Origin of the sequence: Desulfitobacterium hafniense DCB-2 (assembly GCF_000021925.1) — a bacterium.
GTDB classification, from domain to species: Bacteria; Bacillota; Desulfitobacteriia; order Desulfitobacteriales; family Desulfitobacteriaceae; genus Desulfitobacterium; species Desulfitobacterium hafniense.
In genome coordinates this window covers 510,167-526,846 of the sequence record NC_011830.1, presented here as the reverse complement: position 1 = coordinate 526,846, position 16,680 = coordinate 510,167, and the positions used below count along the sequence as shown (strand labels likewise).

The 16,680-nt window shown below is 50.6% G+C and carries 15 protein-coding genes; 1 reads left to right on the top strand and 14 read right to left on the bottom strand.

All coding sequences use genetic code 11. The features are described 5' to 3' along the window. Nucleotides 1–17: 17 nt before the first annotated feature. The 11 genes from DHAF_RS02510 to ahpC all read right to left on the bottom strand — a co-directional run bounded on the left by DHAF_RS02510 (nt 18) and on the right by ahpC (nt 12,500). On the bottom strand, nt 18–281 hold the full coding sequence (locus DHAF_RS02510; RefSeq protein ID WP_015942793.1) for a phage tail protein: 264 nt from the start codon (nt 279–281) through the stop codon (nt 18–20). A 75-nt stretch (nt 282–356) separates the two neighbouring features. Next, nucleotides 357–605, bottom strand: coding sequence for a phage tail protein (locus tag DHAF_RS02505; RefSeq protein ID WP_015942792.1), 249 nt, complete (start codon nt 603–605; stop codon nt 357–359). Between the two features lie 294 nt (nt 606–899). Then, nucleotides 900–2,114, bottom strand: coding sequence for a PucR family transcriptional regulator (locus DHAF_RS02500; protein ID WP_015942791.1), 1,215 nt, complete (start codon nt 2,112–2,114; stop codon nt 900–902). Between the two features lie 86 nt (nt 2,115–2,200). Further along, nucleotides 2,201–2,725: a 4Fe-4S dicluster domain-containing protein gene (locus tag DHAF_RS02495; protein WP_015942790.1), complete on the bottom strand. Its 525-nt coding sequence runs from the start codon at nt 2,723–2,725 to the stop codon at nt 2,201–2,203. Beyond that, a complete protein-coding gene (locus tag DHAF_RS02490) occupies nt 2,722–3,438 on the bottom strand; it encodes a TorD/DmsD family molecular chaperone (protein WP_015942789.1) in 717 nt (238 codons plus the stop codon). Before DHAF_RS02490 ends, DHAF_RS02495 begins: the two co-directional genes overlap by 4 nt. A 2-nt stretch (nt 3,439–3,440) precedes the next feature. Continuing rightward, nucleotides 3,441–4,682, bottom strand: a complete 1,242-nt coding sequence (gene nrfD / locus DHAF_RS02485; protein WP_015942788.1) for an NrfD/PsrC family molybdoenzyme membrane anchor subunit — start codon at nt 4,680–4,682, stop codon at nt 3,441–3,443. Nucleotides 4,683–4,695: 13 nt separating this feature from the next. Further along, the gene (locus tag DHAF_RS02480; protein WP_005810043.1) at nt 4,696–5,307 is read right to left on the bottom strand and encodes a 4Fe-4S dicluster domain-containing protein; all 612 of its coding nucleotides are present in this window, start codon (nt 5,305–5,307) and stop codon (nt 4,696–4,698) included. A gap of 4 nt (nt 5,308–5,311) precedes the next feature. Beyond that, nucleotides 5,312–7,909, bottom strand: coding sequence for a molybdopterin-dependent oxidoreductase (locus DHAF_RS02475; RefSeq protein ID WP_011459126.1), 2,598 nt, complete (start codon nt 7,907–7,909; stop codon nt 5,312–5,314). After that, entirely contained in the window at nt 7,863–9,875 is a 2,013-nt protein-coding gene (locus DHAF_RS02470; protein WP_005810047.1) for a molybdopterin-dependent oxidoreductase, read from the bottom strand. Before DHAF_RS02470 ends, DHAF_RS02475 begins: the two co-directional genes overlap by 47 nt. Nucleotides 9,876–10,263: 388 nt before the next feature. Beyond that, the gene (locus tag DHAF_RS02465; protein WP_015942786.1) at nt 10,264–11,931 is read right to left on the bottom strand and encodes an FAD-dependent oxidoreductase; all 1,668 of its coding nucleotides are present in this window, start codon (nt 11,929–11,931) and stop codon (nt 10,264–10,266) included. Between the two features lie 5 nt (nt 11,932–11,936). Continuing rightward, on the bottom strand, nt 11,937–12,500 hold the full coding sequence (ahpC, locus tag DHAF_RS02460; RefSeq protein WP_005810052.1) for an alkyl hydroperoxide reductase subunit C: 564 nt from the start codon (nt 12,498–12,500) through the stop codon (nt 11,937–11,939). Between the two features lie 369 nt (nt 12,501–12,869). Between ahpC and DHAF_RS02455 the strand changes: the two genes are divergently transcribed. Next, nucleotides 12,870–13,307, top strand: coding sequence for a hypothetical protein (locus DHAF_RS02455; protein WP_015942785.1), 438 nt, complete (start codon nt 12,870–12,872; stop codon nt 13,305–13,307). Here DHAF_RS02455 and menC read toward each other — a convergent pair. Genes menC through menB form a run of 3 tightly spaced genes read right to left on the bottom strand, consistent with a single transcriptional unit; the run spans nt 13,304 to nt 16,677 of the window. Continuing rightward, nucleotides 13,304–14,440: an o-succinylbenzoate synthase gene (gene menC, locus DHAF_RS02450; RefSeq protein WP_015942784.1), complete on the bottom strand. Its 1,137-nt coding sequence runs from the start codon at nt 14,438–14,440 to the stop codon at nt 13,304–13,306. The two genes, DHAF_RS02455 and menC, sit on opposite strands and share 4 nt — an antisense overlap. After that, a complete protein-coding gene (gene menE, locus DHAF_RS02445) occupies nt 14,430–15,791 on the bottom strand; it encodes an o-succinylbenzoate--CoA ligase (protein ID WP_015942783.1) in 1,362 nt (453 codons plus the stop codon). Before menE ends, menC begins: the two co-directional genes overlap by 11 nt. Nucleotides 15,792–15,837: 46 nt before the next feature. Beyond that, nucleotides 15,838–16,677, bottom strand: a complete 840-nt coding sequence (gene menB / locus DHAF_RS02440; RefSeq protein ID WP_015942782.1) for a 1,4-dihydroxy-2-naphthoyl-CoA synthase — start codon at nt 16,675–16,677, stop codon at nt 15,838–15,840. Nucleotides 16,678–16,680: the final 3 nt, after the last annotated feature.

The following is a 16,680-nucleotide window of genomic DNA, read 5'->3' as shown; positions in this document are numbered from 1 at the left end:
CAATAAATCTCCTCCCATCATGGCCGTTGCGGAAATATTCCCGAGTAGGCAATACAATATTTCATATTCGGGTGTGGCTCAGCGCCGATTAAGTTGGGAAGTGCGAAAGTGGTTTTGCCATCTCCACCATATGTATTGCCAAGCAATGAAAAAAGGGGCTCATATTGAGCTGTTGGCAAAGACCTTCCATCGCAGATCAGCCATCTTTTGGGTACAAAAGGATACGGGAATAAATAGATTGCACCGAGCAATACTTCTAAATCCTCATTAATAACCATCATGACATCTTCCTTTCATTCTCTGTAAAATCTACAAACCGAATTATCGTTTAACAAATAGAATACATTGACTATACCTCATGACCTTGAAGGGTAAATTCCATCATAAACTATATAATAGCTCATACCAGGAAAGGGGGAAGCATTCATCAGGTTAGGCACCGCAAATATCCCCTCTTCGGCATTCCCACCGTAAAAATCTCCTATAAGACTGAATAGTACTATATACTGATCCATTGAATAAGTTTTTCCGTCGCATAGAAGGCATGTCTTAGGTGCAAAGTTATACGGGAATAAAACAATTGAACCAGTTAATGCAAAATCCATAATAAGACACCTCCTTCAGGTCTATTTTTATCTTAAAAACCAGGGAAATTGTCAATAATTGAAACAGCTTGATTTTAATTGTAGCAAGCGCTTCTCGCAAAAAACTCTCAAACCTCATAAAGATAGGTATTACTAATTTTTAAGAAACACTCAACCGGAGAGCAAATCAATTTTAAAGAGGAACAAACGGACAGCCTCTTACTGCTATCCGTTTGTTCCTCTTTATTTGGCATTCTTCATTGAACCTGCGCTCACATCATCAAAAACACACTCATTTTAATATAAGAAAGCAATTCACACCTCAAAGATACCCAGCATAAGCCCTACTTTTAAGGCGGCATAGATATTAAACCTGACCTCCTGATCATCAAGGCTTGAAGCTGTAAGCTCCTCCACTTTGCGCAGTCGGTAGCGAAGGGTATTGGCATGAATAAACATTCCCTTGGTAGCTGCCGAGATATCTCCTCCCGAAGCGTAATAATGCCATAGAGTTAAAAGCAGATTGCCGTCATTGGTTCGATCATACTTGAGAACCGGGCCCAGAGTCTCTTCAAAGAAATCACGCAAATCCTGCTTCCGTTGATTATAAAAGAGACGGATTGCGCCTAATTCGTTAAAAAAAGTCAGCTTCTCCTTTTTACCCAGTACTTTGCCCATCTCCAGGGCAACCTTGGCTTCCTGATAGCTTCGATAGAGCAAGGGCTGATCCGGATAAATGCTGCCGACACTGGCCCAAAGCTTAACATCATCCAGAATTTCCTGTAATTCTGAGTAAGCTTTCCTGGGTATGTTCTTCCAGTTGTCGTTGGTATGGCCGTCTTTTTCTTTTGTCTTTTTTTCATAGGGGAACAAAACCACAAGGTGTTTTCCGATCATCCCGGTAACTGTTCCAGGATACTTTGCCTCAATAAAATTCTCAGCCTTGGTTCGGACTTCTGAAAGGCCATGACCTGGCACCTTCGTCTGCCCTTCCAGAATCATAACAATATGGGTAATCAGCAAATTCCGCCCCCAGACCTGCCCCATGGTTTCCAGCTGATCAGAATTATTAAAGAGCAGGTTCAGAATCGATCCATCCCTTAAATACTGTTTCAGCTTCAACTGCTCTTGTTTCTTGACGATTTCCACCAACAAAGCCGAACGGAGATATTCAGTAATCTCCATTTCTTCTGCTGACAGGTTTTCCTTTTCTGTTAATATCCAGAGATACCCTTCCTTCTTCTGATTTACTATGGGCCAACAATAGTAAGCACATTTATGTCCCCCAAAGGTGCTTATACCCCGGGTCATTTCAGTGGATGCCGCAACACTTTGCGGGAGCGATAACCTCTCCTGGATGACAACCGGTTGCTTATTCCAGATATGGCAGCTCAGTACATGCCCCTGGTCACCCGTAACCATAACCGTTTTCTCGATTTTTTGCATTAACAGGCGGCTGAGTCCCATCATACCGCCGTTTTCAACTTGTACCCGGGCAATTTGCTTAACCCATTGAAGATGACTTGCCATGACAGCCCTCCTTGAAAAATCCGTACCTATTCCTGCAAAATCCACATTTTTTCAGTACCTTATTCTTTTCAACCTGAATCATGTTGTCATATAGAACTGTGGATAAACCGGATAGAAGGCTTCGTAATCAAAATATTAGTGAATCCCGTCACAGAACCCCTGGCGTCCATAGGGTCCGGCTCGTTGGGGAATAAATGACAGAGAGCGTTGACCGGGCAAGCCGCCACACAAGCCGCCGGCAGACCTTTGTCCAAACGATGAAAACACAAATTGCATTTATCGACCCGGCCTGAAGATAAGGAATATTTCGGAACGTGAAAAGGACAGGCGTGGGTGCATTTTCCGCAGCCGCTGCACCGCCAGGGATCATGCAGGACGATTCCATCCTTGCGCTTGCGGTAGGTCCCCTCAGGGCAAACCCGGACACACTCCGGATTCTCACAATGGTTGCAGCTTAAGGACAGAAAGTAATGCAGACCGGAGTGATCCTCTACTTCCTTCAGCCAGCGCCAGCGGGCACCTTCCTGGTCGGCAAATTCATTGCGGCAGGCTATCTCGCAGCTGCGGCACCCCAGACAAAGATCAGGGTTAACCAGGAAACGCCAGCTCATATTCTCTCTCCTTCTCCGGTACATAGCGGACCGGGCTGAACGTTCCGGCCCACTTCTTCCAGCAGATCCAGATCCCAGAGGAGGATACCCCAAATCAATTGAATTAAGCCGCTATAGAAACCGATGGTTCCCTTGGTGTAAGCATCTTCATGAAAGTCGGCAATCCAGGTCAGGGGGTGGTTGGAGATGAAATCCCTCTGGAGTTTAATCATTTCGAAAATCTTATTTTTACTGCCCTTTCCGGTGATCAGCCTGGCCAAGGTATCGCTGGCCATGGCCAGGAACATGAGCTCCAACCCCAGATGGTCCTCCGGCAGCTGGTTTTTACGGGAAATTTCAAACCCTGCCTTACCATAGATTTTACGGACTTCCTGGGTGGGCCACCCGAAGAGAAGTCTTTCCGGAGTTCGGTAGACCGACTCCCAGGGCGGCGCCTTAGGCTGACCCGGGCCCAGGAAAAGATCCATGAATTCCAACTGAACTTCCTGACTGGCCTGGGACGGAGGTAATTTTGCCAGATACTCTGTACAACTGATGATCCTGCTTAATCCGTCCTTCATCTGAGGATTTGCTGATTCCAAGGGGAATTCATCCCAAAATTCCCGCTGCATAGACACTGATCCCTCTTCCGGCACCGATTCAAGCAGGCAATTTCCCAAGAAGCCATACAGATTGGTCCGTAAGCTGCATACCTCTTCCCAAGAGAGTTTCATTCTTATTTACCTCCAAGCACTTGACTGGTGTTAGACCGACTGGTGATATTTTCGCTGAGCAAAGCTTTTGGGGATTGAGCAGATATGAGCCCCTGGAAGAGCAGCCTGAAAAGCAAGATTCCTGAAGATATAATCCCTAGGAAAATAAGGCCCTCAATCATCGTTGGGGAATAGCTTCCCGCTGTGGCCCAGATATTGGGGATCACAATTGAATCCACACCCTCTTTAAACTCACCGAGAGTTACCCCTAACTGTCCAGGCACTAAAGGGAAAACAAAGGATGAAAACAGCAGCCAGACCCGTTTGAAAAACACACCAACCACAATGAGGACTGAGGCCAGCAGAATAGAGCTCTTCTTGGCGCGGTTCCTGGCAAAGACCAGAATTAAGAAAGGAAGGAACAGGCCCAGAAGGATTTCTCCCCAGAAGAAGGGTGCCAGAGAGCCTGTGAAAAGGAGGGACACGGCGTTCATAACTTTTTCCTCACCCGGATAGATGAAGGTGAGCACTTCACAGCCGATAAAAAAGGCATCGACCGCTACGAAGACTGCCAGCAGTCCGGCCAGGCTGCTGAAAAGCTGATCTTCGACTTTATACTTGCCGGAGCGATTCAAGGCCAACAGAACAATCAGGAGCAAGGCCAGTCCGGAATCCAAGGCCGAAGCCACAAACAGCGGCGCCATGAGGGCACTGTGCCAGGCAACCCGGGCAATCTGCAAACCAAAGATCCAGGCCGTAACGGAGTGAACACCTATGGCAACCGGCAAGGCGATTCGGGACATGATCCTTATTTTTCTCTGATCCGGATTAGGCCGGGTCATAAAATACAAATAAAGCACCGAGATAAGCAGATAGGCCGTGATAACGATGACATCCCACATCAGAGGAGACTTGAATTGGGAATGGAGGAGCAGATTGAACATTCTTTGGGGTTTTCCCAAGTCAACAACGATGAAGAGTGCGGCCATAATAACACAGACTACGGAAAGGAGCACCGCCGGCAAGGATACTTTTTTAAACGGAGCAATATTAAATACGGTGGCGGAAGAAGATACAATCAGACCACCGGCGGAAAGACCGACGAAAAACATAAAGGCCGTGATATAAAGCCCCCAGGAGACGATATTGCGCATTCCGGTAAGGATCAGGCCATTGGCCATCTGATAGAGCCACGCCCCCAGTCCGGCCAGGGTCAGCAAGCCTAAAATACCGAACCAGATAAGATTCTTTTGCTTATTGTCCATATTCTCATCTCCTTTAACGCAAGTAATAAACTTGCGGCTTTGTTCCCAACTCTTCCAGAAGCCGGTATGAATTCTTCCCGCGGATTGCTTGGGAGACCGGGCTGTTGAGGTCATCCAGATTGCCGAATTTGCGGGCTTTGGCCGGACAGACCACAACGCACAGGGGTTCCAGCCCCTGGTCGGTCCGCTCTTTGCACATGGAGCACTTTTCCACAACACCTGACGGCCGGACGGGGGCGTCCCCGCAACTGAAATCAGGCTGACGAACCGGCCTCTGCCAGTTGAACACCCTGGCATTGTAGGGGCAGGCGGCCATGCAGTAACGGCAGCCGATACAGCGGTCATAGTTGATCAAGACCCTGCCGTCCTCCGCCTTATAGGTTGCCCCTACCGGGCAGACTTTGACGCAAGGGGCATTTTCACAATGCTGGCAGGCCACGGTCAGCCAGTTTTTCGTCAGATGAGGATACTCCCCTTCCGCACTGTCCAGGCCTTCGCCGCTTTCGGTGAGCACCCGGTTCCAGAGCATGCCCATGGGGACATTATTTTGCATTTTGCAGGCCACTGCACAGGTATTGCACCCCACACAGCGACTCTGATCTATGGTTATTCCCAGTTTAGCCATGCGCTTAACCCTCCACTTTCTTCACTTCGACCAAGGTATCCAGAAAAGCAACAATCGGACCATAGAGCAGCTTCTTGCCGCGGGGATTTTTGTTGGGATTGGTGACTTCCTGCAAGTCTCCTTTTTGGAAATAGCGGGACCACCATCCTTCGGAAAGCTGAACCATTCCCGGGCGCATATCATTGACGATCTGGCAGCGGCACTGGAAGCTTCCCCGGTCATTAAACACTTCCACAAACTCTTTATTTTGAATTCCCCGGGCCTGGGCGTCGATGGGATTAATCCGGACAAGAGGTTCATTATTAATCTGCAACAGCCAGCGAGCATTGGAGAATGTGGAATGGGCACGGAAACGAGCATGGGGTGAACCTAACATGAGGGGATATTTTTGATAGAGGGGATTGGCCGGCGACGCTTCGTTGGGTTCCTCCCACACGGGGAAAGCGCAATGGTCTTCCAGGAATAATTCATTGTAAAACTCCAGTTTGGTGGACTCAGTACCGAATACCCGGTCAAGATAGGCTACGTAAGGCTGATCAGGAACATTCAGCCTCATGATGCATTGATTGGCTTTCAGCGCTTCCACCGTGATTCCCTGGAGGGCCGGGTCCGGTGAGTTCAAGAGCGCCCGCACATAATCTTCCGGTGTCTCAGGCAGATATTGGTCAAGGCCCAGCTTTTGAGCCAGTTCCTTTTCAATTTGAAAATCGGATTTGCTTTCAAATAAGGGTTCAATGACTTTTTGCTGGAGCAGAATGTGATTCCGCTCATTGATCAAATAAGCGATGTCATACTCCGATTCAAAACTTGAGCAGGCCGGCAGGACAATATCGGCGTAATTGACGCTGTCACAATGCTGGTTGTCCACCACAGCGATAAATTCCAGGGAGTCGGCCCATTTTAAGGATGTATTGTAATCAGGTATCATCTGATGGAGCATATTTCCCTGAAAAAAGAAAGCCTTGATGGAGGTGGAAGCCGTAGGAATGTCACTAAAAGGCACTTCAGCCGGGGCTGGAGCAAACTCCGGCGGCAAATCCCAGCTGCCCATAGCGGTGACCCAGGACCAGCAGGTTACATGCTGAGTGCCTTGCCCGACTCCGCCTCCCACACGGCCGATATTTCCGGTGAGGCCGGCGAGGATGGTAGCCAGACGGCCGGTGGTATCGGAATGATACCATTTATCCGGGCCGCCCAAACCCCATTGGATGCTGGCCGGGCCGCCAAGGGCGTATTCCCTGGTCAAATCCGTGATGACCTCTTCCGGTATCTCCGTCACTTTAGCCGCCCAGGCCGGGGTATATTGCCGGATATGTTCAGTGAATGCTGTCAGAACCGTTTTCACTTTAACTCCATTTACCGTAAACTCTCCTTCTAATTCCGGCAGAATCCCCGGTGCATCAACAGGTCGGGGGGAATCGGAATTCTTATCCCAGACCAGATAGTTATTTCCTTCATCCCGTAAAATCCTTTGGTTGTCTTCCCGGATCAGAAAGGGAGCACTGGTATAACTTCTGACATACTCCTGATCATACCATTGATTATTCAGGACCAGATGGATCATGCCTAAATATAAGGCGCTGTCCGTCCCGGGGCGAAGGGGAATCCATTGATCGCACTTCGCCGCTGTCGTGGAAAACACCGGATCAATGCAGACCATCTTCGTGCCTTTTTCCTTAGCGTCAAAGAAAAAGGCCGCATCAGTGAGTGAGGTTTCCAATAAGTTATTGCCCACCAACAGAACCAGATTGGAATTGACCCAGTCCGTAATCTCATTGGTATTGGTTATATTGAAGGGTCCCATAACGATGGATTGCCCGCCGGCCTGACTCATGTCGATGCCGAAATCCAAAGCACCATGCTCCTGAGCGCCGATCAGGGCGGCCAAGGTACTCATGGGATACTGGACGCCGGAACTGTTTGACCATAAAATCGATTTTCCGCCGTATTTGCCTTTGATTTCCGTAAGCTTGTCGGCAATGGTCGTCAGGGCTTCATCCCAGGAGATAGCTACAAACTTGCCTTCTCCTCTTTCCCCAACCCGTTTCAGGGGGGTCTTTAAACGATCCGGGCTGTACACTCGTTCTACTTCGCTGAGGCCCCTGAGGCACACTTTTTTGTGATGGCCGTCGGGCCATTCATTAGGCTCAATTTTCACCAACTTGCCCTTACGGACGGTGCATTTCATTGAACAACGGCCTCCGCAGTTGGGGGGATGAAAGGTATAGGCAATCTTCTCCTCTTCCGCCCCTTCCGCTGCTGCCGGACGAATCCAACGGTTCAATGATCCGGTACCTATCATTCCGAAAGCGGCCAATCCGCCGCTGGCCTTAATAAAGTTCCGCCTTGAGATCTCCATGTAAGCATCCTCTCTTTTCTGTTTGATTGACTTGTCTAGACGTTGATAACTATTCCCGTTTGTGCTTATTTTCTCCTTTGTGGTACCGGCCAAAGAAGATGAGATCCCTTTGTTCCTTTTTGCCTTTTTCCTGAGCTGGGTGTCCGTGGATTTGGCGGCATTATACAAACTGAACGGGGCAAATTTGTGGTTATTTCTAATCCCGGGCAATATTGACAAATACATCATGAAAAGCCGGCTCATTCACTCCATTGACGGCCTGGCCCAGATCCGTTTCCTGGCTGCCGGCCAGGCTGTTGATGCTTTTGCCGTTGATATCCTGCCTGGCTGAGCAAAGTATCAGATGAAGGGGTAAGTCATGGCGGATTTTGGCTTTTAAGACCACTTCCCCCCAGGAGTTATAAACGACGACCTTGTCTCCGGCTCCAATGCCTTTTTGTCGGGCTAATTCCCAGCTCAGGGAAAGCTCGTCTGTCGCTTGTCTCTCCAGGAGCCAGTCAAGATGAGCAAACTGGGAGTTGAAGAAATCCGCCCGCCGCCAATTGAGCAGCCGGTAGGGATAACCCTGGGGAGCAGTCTCCGGCAGCACCATCAGGGGAAGCTCCGGACACCCCCACTCCATAGCCTGAGGGACGGAGAAGCGGTACTTGGGATAATGTGAATCCGATAACATATCAGGTTGCACAATTTTTCTTGGGCCTTGCTTTAATTCCCGGTAACTGTCGATTCCCAGGGTTTCACATAATTCTGGCGGAACAGCCCTCTCCAGCCATTGGGACAGGGGCCGCTCCACAGGAAACGGGCAAAGTCCCGGGGCTTCTTCACTAATAGCCACAGCAAGGGATTGGGCAATTTCCAGTTCGGAACGGGTCTCACCGAGAGGCGCAATGGCCTGTTCATTAAGTCCAATCCAGCGGTGCCATTCCCCTGCCACCAGATCCTCAGCCTCCAGAAAGGTGGCCGCCGGCAGAACAATATCGCAGCAGCGGGAGGTTGACGTCAGAAAAAAATCGGTGCCCACAATCAAATCCAGACCGCCCATCAGCTCCCTAAGCTTTTGCAGGTGGGTTCCCTGGACCAAGGGGTTGCTTTGGGTGATCCAAAGCATCCGGATATCCGCCCCATCGTCCCCATGGTTCACTGGCAGGGTAGGAAGGCTAAGCTTCCGGTTCCCCCACTTATCTGAATCCCAGAGATCCGCAAAGGGTGAAAACCCAGACCGGGCCGCAAAAATACCTTCACCGTAATTTTCCGTAACTCCGCCGGCAGCGGCAAGGGCATGGATGGCCCGGATATTCTGGCCGCTGTTGCTGTATTTTTGCAGCCCTTTACCAAGCCAAAACGCCGGATTTGAGCTATGGCGCAGCTCATTGGCCAGATCCGCAACCATTTGGGGGGTGACCCCTGCAATAGTTCTCATCTCTTCCGGATCCGCTTCCAATAACCAATCCTTGAGGTTTTCCCAGCCTTCCGCCTCATGGACAAGAAAGCGGTAATTAATGCTGGTTTTAAACATAAGCTCCCGCAAAACAGCCAGAGCCAAGGCCCCATCACCGCCCGGCTTAACCACAATCGTCTCATCAACCCGGCCGGCTGTGGCGGAAGGGAACACGTCAATCAGGATAACCTTGGCGCCGCGTTGGCGCGCCTGCTGGAGAATCTTCATTTGGTGAATTGCCGTAGCGGCAGGATTGACGCCCCAAAGAATAATCAAATCCGCCTTCTTCATATCTTCCGGATCTTTGAGCCTAACCCTGCCAAAATCCAAGAATTGAGCGTCCATCCCCGGTCCGCTGCTCTGGGGCCCCCGGATCTCGGTGATTGGCGCCATTGCGGACAGCATGCCGGACAAAGAGCGCGCCAAGACCCCGGTATTGGCTTTTCCGTCCAGGAGCCCCAGGGGTAAAAGATGGTTATGCCGGTTGTAAATCTGCACTATTTGCCGGGCAATTTCCCCTAAAGCCTCTTCCCAGGTTATCCTTTGCCAGTCTCCTGAACCCCGGCTGCTTTGCCGCAAAGGGTGGAGAATTCGCTCGGGATGATACACATGCTTAACAAAGCTATATCCTTTGGCACACAGAGTGCCCAAGGTATAGGAATTTTGGGGATCCCCCGTTATTTTAAGCAGCCGACCATTGTCTGTATAAGCCAGGATACTGCAAGTATCATAGCACTTGAGGGGACAAACATGCCGGGTCATCTGCATCATCTTTTCCTCCAATACTTACGGAACAATCAATGTTCACATTAATAACCTTACCAATCTATAGAAGTGATAGCTATTTCCCATGAAGTCAGCCTGTACCGCTATTTGTTAAAACAATGAACGGGAGCCTTTCTTATTTTACCAAAGTATTGATTTTTACTGAATCCCCTGAAATCTTTTCTCCCTGAGGTTTGCCCCCCCACTCCTTTTAGATTCCACCTCGTGACGGCCACCCTTGGTCTTGGCCATACACCCCCACTATCACTGTACTCATCAGGGCAAACAGCATAAGGCGGACAGCTTCCCCAGCTATCCGCCTTATGCCCCATGCCCCAGGCATGTGTAACCTATTTCTCTATATTATCCTCCTCTGAACCCGGCCGGTTCCCTCTTAACCTCCCGCCAGCTCCAGCAATTCCTCCAGATTCTTCTTGCCGAAAACGACTTTTTCATCGTTGACGACAATAGCCGGTACGCTCATAATCCCGTACTTGTTTTTAAAGTCGGGGTAATGAGCCACGTCGATCATCTCCGCCTCGATCAGGGGATTTTTCAAGGCCATCAACTGGGCCAGAGTCACTACATCCGGGCAGAGAGTGCAGGAAAGCGAAACCCCGATTTTGAAGTTGACTTTCCTGCTCACTCTCCGGATTTTGGCCAGGGTCTCTTCTCCTACCGCCTGGCCAGGTCCTGCCGCGTTATATAGGGCCAGAATAAAAGAGTTGATTTCGTGGCCGCCGGGTATGCCGTGAAACTGCACTCCCGTATAGACCCCGTCCGGTCCCAGCACCGCAACGGCGGGGAAGAGGGTGATCTTGGCTTCTTTCTCTCTGACCGCGTCCTCACCCCGGTTCAGGAACTCAACCTCCACCTTATCAGTCAGTCCGGCAAACTCGGACAGAAAGCTCCGCAGTTCCTCGCTGAACCCGCTGCTCCCCTCCAGAAAGGCCAGCAACCCAATCCGGTTTTCCAGCCGTTCCAGAATAGGCACCAACTGCTCCTTAAGGGAGTCGTCCAATAAAGACGTTCCCTGCCGGGTGACCGGAGTTTTCTCCTCATCGCTCAGTTCATCCCGCTCACCCGATTCACCCAGCTCGCCCAGTTCACCCAGCCCCAGCCGTTCCTTCTTCCCTACCAGATATTTCTCAGCGCTGGTGGCCGCAATAGCGCCGTCCGCTACGGCAGTAACCAGCTGCCGCAGCTCCTTGGGACGGATATCCCCTGCGGCATAGACCCCTTCCACATTGGTGCCCATGCTCTCATCGGTGGGAATATAGCCCCGCTCATCGATGCGGACCTCCTGAGCATATTCGGCGCTTTGCGGAATGTATCCCACGAAAACAAACACCCCAAAAGTCTGCTTCTGTTCCCTTACATCATACCGCCATCTTTCGCCGCTCCGGTTATTCACGAATTCAGCATAGCGGAGAACCGCATCCCCGCCCGCTTCCCGAAGCTCGGTGTTGAACTTCACCTCGATCTTCGGGTGGGCCAGGACTCTTTCGGAGATGGTTTGGGGGCAGGAAAATCCATCCCCCCGGACGATCATGGTGACTTTTCTGGCATAGCGGGTCAGGAAAATCCCTTCCTCCGCCGCAGCCAGCCCTCCTCCGATCACGAAAACATCCATCCCTGTGAAAAACTCCCCGTCACAGGTTGCACAATAGCCGATACCCCGTCCTCTGAATTCCTCTTCCCCAATGAAGCCCAGCTTTCTGGGCACAGACCCGGTGGCAATGATCACAGCCAGAGCCTCATAGTCCCCTTCAGCCGTCCGGATTTTCTTAATATCCCCAGCCAAATCCACGGACTCCACCGCCGCCTGCCGAAATTTCACGCCGAATTTTTCCGCCTGCCTGCGCATGGCCTGGCTGAGCTCTTCCCCTGAAATATTCAGGATACCCGGATAATTCTCCACCTCGGAGGTGATTTTGATCTGCCCTCCGGCCCGGTCCCGGTCAATCACAAGGGTTTTAAGCTTCGAACGCCCGGCATAAATGCCCGCAGCCATCCCCGCACTGCCGGAACCGATAATAATCAGATCATAGAGTTCTTTCATAGAGCTTACAGCTTCCCTACCAGATCCAGGCTGGGTTTGAGCGTCTCCGCTCCGGGCCGCCATTTGGCCGGGCAAACCTGATCCCCATGCTCCGCAACGAACTGGGCAGCCTGGACCTTGCGCAGCAATTCCGAGGCCTCACGGCCGATGTTGTTGCTGTTGACTTCATAGGCTACGATCTTCCCTTCAGGATTGACCACAAAGCTGCCCCGCAGAGCTAAGCCCTCCTCTTCAATATAAACCTCAAAGTCCTTGGCCAGCTTGGCAGTTGGGTCGGCCAGCATCGGATAGCGGATTTTTCTGATGGTGTCGGAGGCATCATGCCAAGCCTTATGCACAAAATGAGTGTCGGTGGACACGGAGTAGATCTCCACACCGATTTTCTTGAATTCATCGTATTGATCGGCCAAATCCCCCAGCTCTGTGGGGCAAACGAAGGTAAAATCAGCGGGATAGAATACGAAAACCGACCATTTGCCCAGCAAATCCCCTTTGGTTACTTCCTTGAAAGCACCTTCCACAAAAGCCTGCACCTTGAACTCGTTTACTTCTTTACCGATAAGTGACATAATAATTTCCCCCTTATCATTATTTTTTTATGGTGATCGGCAAAATGCCGGATCGATCTTCTCTGCTTTTACTCATCTTCCTCTGCCCTTACCCACCTTTAATGATAATTATAATCTTTATAAATAAGTAATTTATATTATATATTGTATCTATTTGCCTGGCAAAATCAAGTACATTTTAGTCAATTTGCTAAATTTTTTTCCTACATCTATTTGTGAAACCACTTCCTCCGCAGCCCGGCCGCTCCCCCATCTTAAGCTTTCCGGCCGGAAGCAAAAAATAGGACGGTTTTGCTTTGTAAGAAAAAAGCAAACATCCATCCTTTTTTCGGCATATTATGCAATATCAAGATAAAGGGGTAATTCTCAATGCTCAATTCCACCCAAAGAAGCGCTGCCCAGGCCGCCCATGAAACTGCCTTTGATCTAAGTTTAATCAAAGATGAAAGAATCGGCGATGTTCTTTTTCTGATTGCTTCTATGATCGCCTTAATCTCCACTTACCAGGCTGAGGAAACCATCATCATCGAAGAATTCAGCCAGACACCTCAGCCGGATCGTTCTGCCCGCACGGTCGCCGCGTCAAGCTGGACATTTTTGATCGGCAGCATCCTTATAGCTTATGTAGCCATTGTCAGATACCGGGAAATCGCAGCCTCTGCCCCTGATGCATCACCTTTAATGTTAAAGGGAAGATGGTTCACTGCTCTGGGGGATATCGTCAGCGTCATCGGCTTTGGTCTGTCCGCTCTGGGCGACCAGCTGAAAGCCCATGCATCTTCAGAAGGACCAACCATAGCCCGTTAGCTGGGGCCATTGATTCCGGGGCCCGTACCCCGTTCCAGGGCCCTCTGATCAACTGTGTAATACTTTAAAGCCTCTTCATCGATTTCCACACCTAAGCCCGGGCCCCGGGGCACCTGGATAAGGCCCCTTTGGACTGTTATCTCCGGTCGAATCACATCTCTGGCAAAATAACGCCGGGATGAAGATAAGTCTCCGGGGATATAGTTGTCTTTCAGGCTGGCTAAATGGACATGGAGAATTTTTGATATCCCGCTTTCCATCATACTGCCGATCCAATAATGGATCTTACGCTTACGGCAGATCTCAATCATTTCTTTAACATAGGCCAGACCGCCTACGCGGCCCACCTTGAGATTGACAGCCTGACAAGCTCTTAACTCAGCAGCCTGGATCAGATCCGCTTTGGTCTGGATACTTTCATCCAGACACAGGGGCGTCCGCATTTGCTCCTGAAGCCTTTGATAAGAGACCAGATTTCCGGATGCCAAGGGTTCTTCAAGGCACAGCAATCCCAGCTGATCCATTTCTCTCAGCTCGGGGAGCTGTTCTGCCTGGAAACTTCGGTTCCCATCAGCCAACAGCATTAAATCAGGGTATTTTTCACGGACCCTCTGCAATTTGGCAAAACCGTCCCCAGGCTTGATTTTAATTTTAAACCGCACATACCCCTCTTGAAGATAATCTTCGATTTGCCTGAGCAAGGTGGCCGGCTCCAGGTCTCCCAGGACCATGCCCCCATAAATCCTCGCCTGGGTCTCCTCATGAAAGACAGCATCCATAATCGGCTGCTGCTGCCGGCGGGCGAACCCGTCCAGAAGAGCGTTCTCTACCCCGGCTACAGCCATGGGATAACCCAAATCCGGCCAGGAGTGAATGGCAAAGGGATGGGGTATTTCTCTCCCCAGGAGTCGGGGAAGCAAGTGCTGGAGCAGGACTTCCTTGGCGCGGGGCAGGGTCTCCCCTGTATAAAAAGGTTCCTTGAAGGCAACCGCTTCGCCAAACCCGGAATGGCCCAACTCATCTGTCACCTTAATCACAAGAGTCTCCCGCTGATTAAGTATAGTTTGGGCGGATTTAAAACTAAACTTCATGGGCATGTTCAAATGGAACACTTCACTTTTCTCAATCCGCATGGGCCAGCTCTGCCAAATTCTTTTTCAGTATTTTGCCCGTGGCATTTTTCGGCAGTGACCGTAAATGCACTATTTTCCGGGGCAATTTATATCTGGCCAGCTTCCCGGCCAGATAATCCCTGAGCTCCTCATCTCCCAAAGAAGAAACCACAAACAAAACCGGTACCTGTCCCCACTTCTCATCCTTCATCCCCACCATGGCACATTCAGATATCTCAGGATGGGCATACAGCACATTCTCAATTTCCCGGGGATAGATGTTTTCCCCTCCGGAGATAATCATATCTTTGCGCCGATCCAGGATGTAGAGATATCCCTCCTCATCCACATAGCCCATATCCTGGGTGTTAAGGAACCCCTCCACCGCCTCTTTCCCCAGATACCCGTCCATAACCATGGGGCTTTGGATGGCTACTTCCCCGATTCCCTCTGCATCCGGATTAACAATACGCAGGGTGACCCCCGGCAAGGGCAAGCCCACCGCATCAAGCTTAGCAGGATTTTCCGCCACACAAAAGGTCGTGCATTGGCTGGTGGTCTCTGTCATGCCGTAGGATTTATAGATGGGAATCCTTTTCGCCAGACAAATTTCCACCAAGGACTTAGGAATGAATTCCCCACTCACCAAAACCACCCGCAAACGATGTTGGCGGATGCGGTTGACAATCCTCATCAACAGGGTGGGAACCAGGGAGAGCATCGTCAGCGAGCCCTCTTCGATCCCTTTTAAGATCTGCTCTTCATCAAATTTCCCCATCAAGGTGACTCGGGTGCCATTATACAAACTGCGCATTAAAATGGCTAAGCCGCCGATATGGTACATGGGAAGGACGAGCAGCCAGTTATCTTCTTCCCTGACCCCCAGAACTTGCCGGGAGGCCTGCACATGAGCATCCAGCTGCTTCCGGCGCAGGGGCACCGACTTATAGTCACCGCTGGTGGCACTGGTATCCATAATCACCGCAATTTTCTCCGGGGCCTCCTCTTCCCGGCAGCGTGCCTGTTCATCATAGTCACCGGCCAGCACCCTCCCAAAGGGAATAAAGGTATCATCGTCGGAAAAAGTCACCCGGATGTTTAATGTTTTTAGCTTTTTTGCTCTTTCCTCCCCAGTCAGGCGAGTATTCATCATGAACACCTCCATTTGCAAAGCCTGCAGGGCCATGAAAAACAGGGCCATCTCCACAGAATTATGAGCATAAAGAGCAACTCTGTCTTCAGCTTTAACAAAGGGATAGATCCGGCCGGCCAGGTCGCTGACACGCCGGTCCACCTCCTGAAAGGACAGCTCATTTAAAAACAGCTTATGGGGTTTTTCCAGAGCCTGTTTTTTAAGCCAATTGACCACCATTACCTTCCCCTGCCCTTGCTTAGTTCAGTAAAATTCGTGGGCATTCTTAAGGAAACTTGGGAAACCGCTGAAAATCCGGGCTCCGTTTCTCCTGATAAGCGTCCCGCCCCTCTTTCGCCTCATCAGTGGTATAGTACAAAAGGGTGGCATCCCCGGCTAATTGCTGCAGGCCGGCCAGCCCATCCGTATCGGCATTGAAAGCCGCCTTGAGGAAACGCAACGCCGTGGGGGAATGCCGGAGAATTTCCCTGGCCCAGGTTACCGTTTCCTCTTCCAGCCGCTCAAAGGGCACCACCTTATTCACCAAGCCCATGGCCAGGGCCTCCCGGGCTGTATATTGACGGCATAAATACCAGATCTCCCGGGCTTTTTTGTGTCCGACAATGCGGGCCAGATAGCCGGCCCCATAACCGGCATCAAAGGACCCCACTCTCGGTCCGGTCTGACCGAAGCGGGCATTTTCCGAGGCAATACTCAAATCACAAACAAGATGCAGAACATGACCGCCGCCGATGGCATAGCCATTGACCATGGCAATGACGGGTTTGGGAATGACCCGGATTAAGCGCTGGAGATCCAAAACATTAAGCCGGGGAATCTGATCCTCGCCCACATACCCCCCATGGCCCCGCACCCGCTGGTCCCCTCCGGAACAAAAAGCCTCCTGATCCTGACCTTGGCCATGATTGGCCCCCGTCAGAATAATAACGCCAACCCGGCTGTCTTCCCGGGCCACCATAAAAGCATCCATCAATTCCTTAACCGTTTTGGGCCGGAAGGCATTGCGGACCTCCGGCCGGTTGATGGTGATTTTGGCCATCCCTTCACAGGTCTCATAGATAATGTCTTCATACTGAGCGGCAGCCGTTTCCCAGGCAAATTTCATAAT

Bases quoted from the DNA above. Each gene is read 5' to 3' on its own strand.
- menC (WP_015942784.1), bottom strand. From the start codon at position 14,440: ATGCGGATTGAGAAAAGTGAAGTGTTCCATTTGAACATGCCCATGAAG.
- DHAF_RS02455 (WP_015942785.1), top strand. From the start codon at position 12,870: ATGCTCAATTCCACCCAAAGAAGCGCTGCCCAGGCCGCCCATGAAACT.
- DHAF_RS02470 (WP_005810047.1), bottom strand. From the start codon at position 9,875: ATGATGCAGATGACCCGGCATGTTTGTCCCCTCAAGTGCTATGATACT.
- menE (WP_015942783.1), bottom strand. From the start codon at position 15,791: ATGGTGGTCAATTGGCTTAAAAAACAGGCTCTGGAAAAACCCCATAAG.
- DHAF_RS02490 (WP_015942789.1), bottom strand. From the start codon at position 3,438: ATGAAACTCTCTTGGGAAGAGGTATGCAGCTTACGGACCAATCTGTAT.
- DHAF_RS02475 (WP_011459126.1), bottom strand. From the start codon at position 7,909: ATGAGCCGGCTTTTCATGATGTATTTGTCAATATTGCCCGGGATTAGA.
- DHAF_RS02465 (WP_015942786.1), bottom strand. From the start codon at position 11,931: ATGAAAGAACTCTATGATCTGATTATTATCGGTTCCGGCAGTGCGGGG.
- nrfD (WP_015942788.1), bottom strand. From the start codon at position 4,682: ATGGACAATAAGCAAAAGAATCTTATCTGGTTCGGTATTTTAGGCTTG.
- ahpC (WP_005810052.1), bottom strand. From the start codon at position 12,500: ATGTCACTTATCGGTAAAGAAGTAAACGAGTTCAAGGTGCAGGCTTTT.
- DHAF_RS02505 (WP_015942792.1), bottom strand. From the start codon at position 605: ATGGATTTTGCATTAACTGGTTCAATTGTTTTATTCCCGTATAACTTT.
- DHAF_RS02495 (WP_015942790.1), bottom strand. From the start codon at position 2,725: ATGAGCTGGCGTTTCCTGGTTAACCCTGATCTTTGTCTGGGGTGCCGC.
- menB (WP_015942782.1), bottom strand. From the start codon at position 16,677: ATGAAATTTGCCTGGGAAACGGCTGCCGCTCAGTATGAAGACATTATC.
- DHAF_RS02500 (WP_015942791.1), bottom strand. From the start codon at position 2,114: ATGGCAAGTCATCTTCAATGGGTTAAGCAAATTGCCCGGGTACAAGTT.
- DHAF_RS02480 (WP_005810043.1), bottom strand. From the start codon at position 5,307: ATGGCTAAACTGGGAATAACCATAGATCAGAGTCGCTGTGTGGGGTGC.
- DHAF_RS02510 (WP_015942793.1), bottom strand. From the start codon at position 281: ATGATGGTTATTAATGAGGATTTAGAAGTATTGCTCGGTGCAATCTAT.